We start from the raw sequence: 5634 nt of genomic DNA on the forward strand, positions 1-5634 counted from the left end.
CCGGGCACGCTCCAGGTGATGGACTACATCGTCTCGCAGATCCGCGCGAAGAAGATGTAATGCGAAACGCGATGCAAGGCGCGCCGCTGAAGGTCTTCATCACGGGCGCGTCGAGCGGCATTGGCGCCGCGCTCGCCGCCGAGTACGCGCGGCGCGGCGCCGTCCTCGGGCTCGTCGCGCGCCGCGGCGAGGCGCTCGCCGGCTTCCGCCAGTCCCACCCCGATCACCCCATCTCCATCTACCCCGCCGATGTGCGCGACGCCGATGCGCTCGCCGCCGCCGCGCACGAGTTCATCGCGCAGCACGGCCTGCCCGACGTCGTGATCGCCAACGCGGGGGTGAGCCGCGGCGTGCTCACCGGCGAGGGCGATCTCGCGACGTTCCGCGACGTGATGGACACCAACTACTTCGGCATGGTCGCGACGTTCGAGCCGTTCGCCGCCGCCATGGCGCAGGCCCGGCGCGGCACGCTCGTGGGCATCGCCAGCGTGGCCGGCGTGCGCGGGCTGCCGGGTTCGGGCGCGTACAGCGCTTCGAAGGCGGCGGCGCTCGCCTATCTCGAATCGCTGCGCGTCGAGATGCGCCCGTTCGGAGTGCCCGTGGTCACCATCGCACCGGGCTATATCCGCACGCCGATGACGGCGAAGAACCCCTACCGCATGCCCTTCCTGATGGACGCGGAGCGCTTCGCCGCCAAGACCGCCGACGCCATTGCGCGCGGCACGTCGTTTGCCGTGTTCCCGTGGCCCATGCGCGTCGCCGCCACGCTGCTGCGCGCGCTGCCACGCTGGCTCTACGACCGCGTGTTCGAGAAGGCGCCCCGCAAGCCGCGCGCGACGAGCCACTGAGGCTCGCGGCGCGCGCCCGGCACCCGGAGCTGCGCGCCGCCCCCGCATGCCATATGGGTATGTGGATTAAATTGTTGTCTCGGCAATTTCCCTTCGATAAGCTTGCCTCGTCCGGGCGCCCCTCATCGCTCCTCCAGAAGCGAACCAGAACCACCCATAAACGGGGCGCCGCCCGCCACCGAAGAACCACGGAGATCCCATGCGCTTCAACTCGCCCACCGTGCCCGCCTTCGTGCTCGCGACCGCGCTTGGCGCCGCCTGCGCGTTTGCGGCCACGCCCGCGTTCGCGAAACCGCTGACGGTCTGCACCGAGTCGAGCCCCGACGGCTTCGACGTCGTGCAGTTCAACTCGCTCGTCACGACCAACGCGTCCGCCGACGTCATTTTCAATTCGCTCGTGGCCTATGACGAAGCGCAAAAGAAAGTCGTGCCCGCACTCGCGGACAAGTGGGAGGTGAGCGCCGACGGCCTCACCTACACGTTCCATCTGCGTCCCAACGTGCAGTTCCAGACGACCGACTGGTTCAAGCCCACGCGCGCGCTCAACGCCGACGACGTGGTCTTCACCTTCGATCGCATGCTCGACGCGAACAATCCCTGGCACAAGGTGGCGGGACCGAGCGGCTTCCCGCACGCGCAGTCGATGGGTCTCGTGAAGCTCGTGAAGTCGATCACGAAGGTCGATGCGAACACGGTGAAGTTCGAGCTCAACGAGCCGAACGCCACCTTCCTCTCGATCCTCACGATGGGCTTTGCGTCGATCTACTCCGCCGAGTACGCCGATCAGTTGCTGAAGGCCGGCAAGCAGGTCGACCTGAACGCGAAGCCGGTGGGCACGGGTCCGTTCGTACTCAAGAGCTACACGAAGGACGCGCTGATCCGCTACGACGTGAATCCAACCTACTGGGGGCCGAAGCCGAAGGCGGACCGCCTGATCTACGCGATCACGCCCGACGCCGCCGTGCGCGCGCAGAAGGTGAAGGCCGGCGAATGCCAGATCGCGCTCTCTCCGAAGCCCCAGGACGTGGCGGCGGCCAGGCAGGACGGCTCGCTCAAGGTGGTCGAGACGCCTGCGTTCATGACGGCGTTCGTCGCGCTCAACACGCAGAAGAAGCCGCTGGACAACCAGAAGGTGCGTCAGGCGCTGAACCTGGCGTTCGACCGCACGACGTACCTGAAGACGGTGTTCGACAACACCGCTTCGCCCGCGACGAACCCCTGGCCGCCCATCACTTGGGGCTACGACAAGTCGATCGAGGCGTATCCGTATGATCCGGCGAAGGCGAAGCAGCTGCTCGCCGACGCGGGCTACGCCAATGGCTTCTCGACGACGATCTGGGTGCGCCCGAACGGCAGCGTGCTGAACCCGAATCCGCGCGTGGGCGCCGAGCTGCTGCAGGCCGATTTCGCGAAGATCGGCGTGAAGGCCGACATCAAGGTGATCGAGTGGGGCGAGCTCATCAAGGAAGCCAAGCAGGGTCAGCACGACACGCTCTTCATGGGCTGGGCCGGCGACAACGGCGACCCCGACAACTATCTCTCGCCGCTTTTCAGCTGCAATGCGGTGCAATCGGGCATCAACTTCGCGCGCTTCTGCGACCCGCAGCTCGACAAGCTGATCGCCGAAGGCAAGGCCACTGCCGACCAGGCCCAACGCGTGAAGCTCTATGAAGCCGCGCAGAAGATCATCCACGACCAGGCGCTGTGGATTCCGCTCGGCTACCCGACCGCGGCCGCGATCACGCGCACGAACGTGAGCGGCTACCAGGTCAGTCCGTTCGGACGCCAGAACTTCGCGAGTGTCGCGGTGCAGTAACGGCACGCGGGGCGTTCGCGTCCTGCATGCCTCTCCTCTTGCGCAGCCCGGCCGCAAGGCCGGGCGCACCTCACACTGCCGGCATCTCCCGCGCTCCCTCGCGCCGGCTCTCGCCCCCATGCGTGCGCCCCGTAACTTACGGGCACGAGCATCGACGGGCGACCACCGAAATACCTTCGTAGCGAGACGAGGCCACTCGCCTCGCGCCTTCGCGATGAAGCGCGAGCTTGATTTCCAGGCTCGTTACAAGGGTTATGCGAAGGGGCGAAAGATTGCCCGCGCATACAGCAGACTCTCGATAGATGAGCGCGTGTGTCTGCCTGGCGAGATCGAGGTCATCGCATGGATTACACCACTCGCGCGACGATCACCAATTGCAACGGCGTTGGCAGTGACAACCCCGGCCGAATCTTGCTGCGCAAGGCTCCACGCGGTCTACGGCGCAGCAGCCGGTAAGATTCGCAAGCAGATTGTTGCAGTTTCGTAACTCAAGCGGGCGAGCGCTTCGGTACATTGAACCCATCCATTCATCAACCGAAGGGGCTCAAAATGAAAACCAGACTCTTTGCCGCACTGGGTGCCGGAGCGCTCGTCCTCGCTGCCTCGCAAACCGCGATGGCTGGCGTCGCCGTCGGCCTGAACATCGGCGTGCCCGCTCCGGTGTATGTTGCGCCCGCACCGGTTTATGTCGCCCCGCAGCCGGTCTATGTCGCCCCGCGGCCGGTTTATGTCGCGCCGCCCGTGCGCGTCGCCTACGCGCCGGCCGTGGTGATCGGCTGGCACGGCGATCGCTACTGGGACGGCCACCGCTGGTGGGGCCGCCGCGAGTGGGCTGGCCGCCGCGGCTGGTACTGAGCCCGTACGCCGCAACTGCTGCGGCGCGGCGTCGACCCACGAAAAACGCCTCGCAAACCGCGAGGCGTTTTTTATGCACGCTTGCGCGCGTGCGTCACTTGCGGTCCGCGACGATCTGATCGAACGTGCCGCCATCGGCGAAATGCGTAGCCTGCGCCTTCTGCCAGCTGCCGAACATCTGCTCGACCGTGAACGTCTTGATCGGCTTGAACTCGTTCGCGTGCTTCGCGAGCACGGCGGCATCGCGCGGACGCAGATGATGCTGCGCGATGATATCCTGCGCGGCGCTCGAGTACAGATAGTCGAGATACGCCTGCGCCACCTTGCGCGTGCCGCGCTTGTCCACGACCTTGTCGACGATCGTCACCGGCGGCTCCGCGAGCAGGCTCATCGACGGATAAACGGCTTCGAAGTCCTTCGCACCCACGCCCGTTTCGATGAGCGCCACTTCGTTCTCGAAAGTCACGAGCACGTCGCCGATGCCGCGCTGCGTGAAGGTGGTCGTCGCACCGCGCCCGCCCGTGTCGAGCACCGGCACGTTCTTCAGCAGCGCGCGCTCGAAGTCGAGCGCCTGCGCGTCGCTCGCGCCCTGCTGCTTGCGATAGCCCCACGCGGCCAGATACGCATAGCGGCCGTTGCCCGACGTTTTCGGGTTGGCGATCACGACCTGCACGCCCGGCTTCGCGAGATCGTCCCAGTCCTTGATGTGCTTCGGATTGCCCTTGCGCACGAGGAAGACCATCGTCGTCGTATAGGGCGAGCTCGCGTCGGGCAGGCGCGCGCGCCAGTCCGCGGGCAGGAGATGGCCCTGCTGCGCGAGCAGATCGATATCGTTGGGCTGGTTCATCGTCACGACGTCGGCCTGCAGGCCTTGCAGCACCGAGAGCGCCTGCGCGCTCGACGCGCCGTGCGACTGCTTGATCGACACGCTCTCGCCGGTCCTCTTCTGATAATCGGCGATGAAGCTCGCGTTGATGTCCTTGTACAGCTCGCGCGTCACGTCATATGAGACATTCAAGAGTGACGTATCGGCGTGCGCCGTCGCCGTGCTCAATGCGATGATGCCCGCGCCGAGCCAGCGCGCCGTGCGTCCCATAACTGCCATGGTGATCCCCGTCTGTCGTTGAAAGGCTTCGCGGCCTGCTCACATGATTTCGTAAGCAAACCGAATGCTCGATTCTAGCGAGACGCGGCACGCGCCTTATACCGATGCGAGATTTGCTTTTCGGCTTTCGTGTTAAGCGTTTTCGCTACCCATGATGTGCGCGCCACCGTCGATGTGCACCGTGCTGCCGCTCGGGGCCCTTCAAAACCGCGATTCCGGTTGCCGTTTGCTGCGCAATCTTGTTCTTTTCGTGCTCGATACAAAAAAGCGCGGAGGAAGCCCTCCGCGCCTTCCCTGTTTCATGTGCCTTCGTGCTTACTCGTCCGCGCCGCGCGTCGTGCGGCGGCGCGTGGCCGTCGTGCCCTCGGCCCGAGCGGGCACGGGCTTGGTTGCGGATGCCGCGCGTGAACGGCGCGCCGACGTTTTCGCGGCAACCGGCGCCTTCTTCGCTTCGACCGCTTCCGCGGCCTTCGCTTTCACACCGGCGCGCGCCGCACGCATGGCCTTGACGGGCGTGGCGGCTTCGCCAGCCGCGGTCGGCCGCGCGCGGGACGCCTTCGCGCGCGCAGGGGCGGCGTCAGGCTCAATTGCCGGCGCGGAAGCCTCGACGCCTTGCGCAGCGCCGCCGGAACCCGCCGTGCTGCCGCCAGCGCCGGAGGCACCACTGCCCCGCTCCGGCGACTCGCCGCCACCGCCCGGCGGCAGCCCCGTCTTCTCACCGCCCGGCTCAACGCCCAACGCGCGCTGCACGTGCCGATAGCGCTCGCGCCGCTCGCCTTCCAGCGGCCCCGATACGGTCGCGATGCGGTACACGGCGGCGAGCAGCGCCCGGCGCGTCTTCATGTCGGGCACGATCTCGGGCAAGGCCTCGATCGCGGCCTGCGGGTCGAGCTGCACGATCGCGCCCTGGCGGCGCGCCGCTTCCTTCAACTCCGCGATGCTCGGCTGCCGATCGCCGAGATACTCGCGCGCCAGCTCGCGCATGCGCTGGAACGGCCGGTACTGCACCG

At 66.7% G+C, this 5634-nt stretch carries 4 protein-coding genes and 1 pseudogene; 3 read left to right on the forward strand and 2 right to left on the reverse strand.

Going from position 1 to position 5634, the window contains the following annotated elements; genetic code table 11:
* Window positions 1–59 precede the first annotated feature (59 nt).
* The 3 genes from VMJ11_RS11400 to VMJ11_RS11410 all read left to right on the forward strand — a co-directional run bounded on the left by VMJ11_RS11400 (window position 60) and on the right by VMJ11_RS11410 (window position 3519).
* A complete protein-coding gene (locus VMJ11_RS11400; RefSeq protein WP_325619523.1) occupies window positions 60–848 on the forward strand; it encodes an SDR family oxidoreductase in 789 nt (262 codons plus the stop codon).
* A gap of 199 nt (window positions 849–1047) precedes the next feature.
* The gene (locus VMJ11_RS11405; RefSeq protein WP_325619524.1) at window positions 1048–2664 is read left to right on the forward strand and encodes an ABC transporter substrate-binding protein; all 1617 of its coding nucleotides are present in this window, start codon (window positions 1048–1050) and stop codon (window positions 2662–2664) included.
* A 549-nt stretch (window positions 2665–3213) separates the two neighbouring features.
* The gene (locus tag VMJ11_RS11410) at window positions 3214–3519 is read left to right on the forward strand and encodes a hypothetical protein (RefSeq protein ID WP_325619525.1); all 306 of its coding nucleotides are present in this window, start codon (window positions 3214–3216) and stop codon (window positions 3517–3519) included.
* Between the two features lie 94 nt (window positions 3520–3613).
* Here the strand turns inward: VMJ11_RS11410 and VMJ11_RS11415 are convergent, their stop codons facing one another.
* Together VMJ11_RS11415 and VMJ11_RS11420 are read right to left on the reverse strand one after the other, a co-directional pair.
* Window positions 3614–4624, reverse strand: a complete 1011-nt coding sequence (locus tag VMJ11_RS11415) for a sulfate ABC transporter substrate-binding protein (RefSeq protein WP_325619526.1) — start codon at window positions 4622–4624, stop codon at window positions 3614–3616.
* A 315-nt stretch (window positions 4625–4939) separates the two neighbouring features.
* A pseudogene (locus VMJ11_RS11420) lies at window positions 4940–5634 on the reverse strand (hypothetical protein); the annotation flags it as partial.

This window comes from Paraburkholderia sp., assembly GCF_035501035.1.
Taxonomy (GTDB): Bacteria; Pseudomonadota; Gammaproteobacteria; order Burkholderiales; family Burkholderiaceae; genus Paraburkholderia.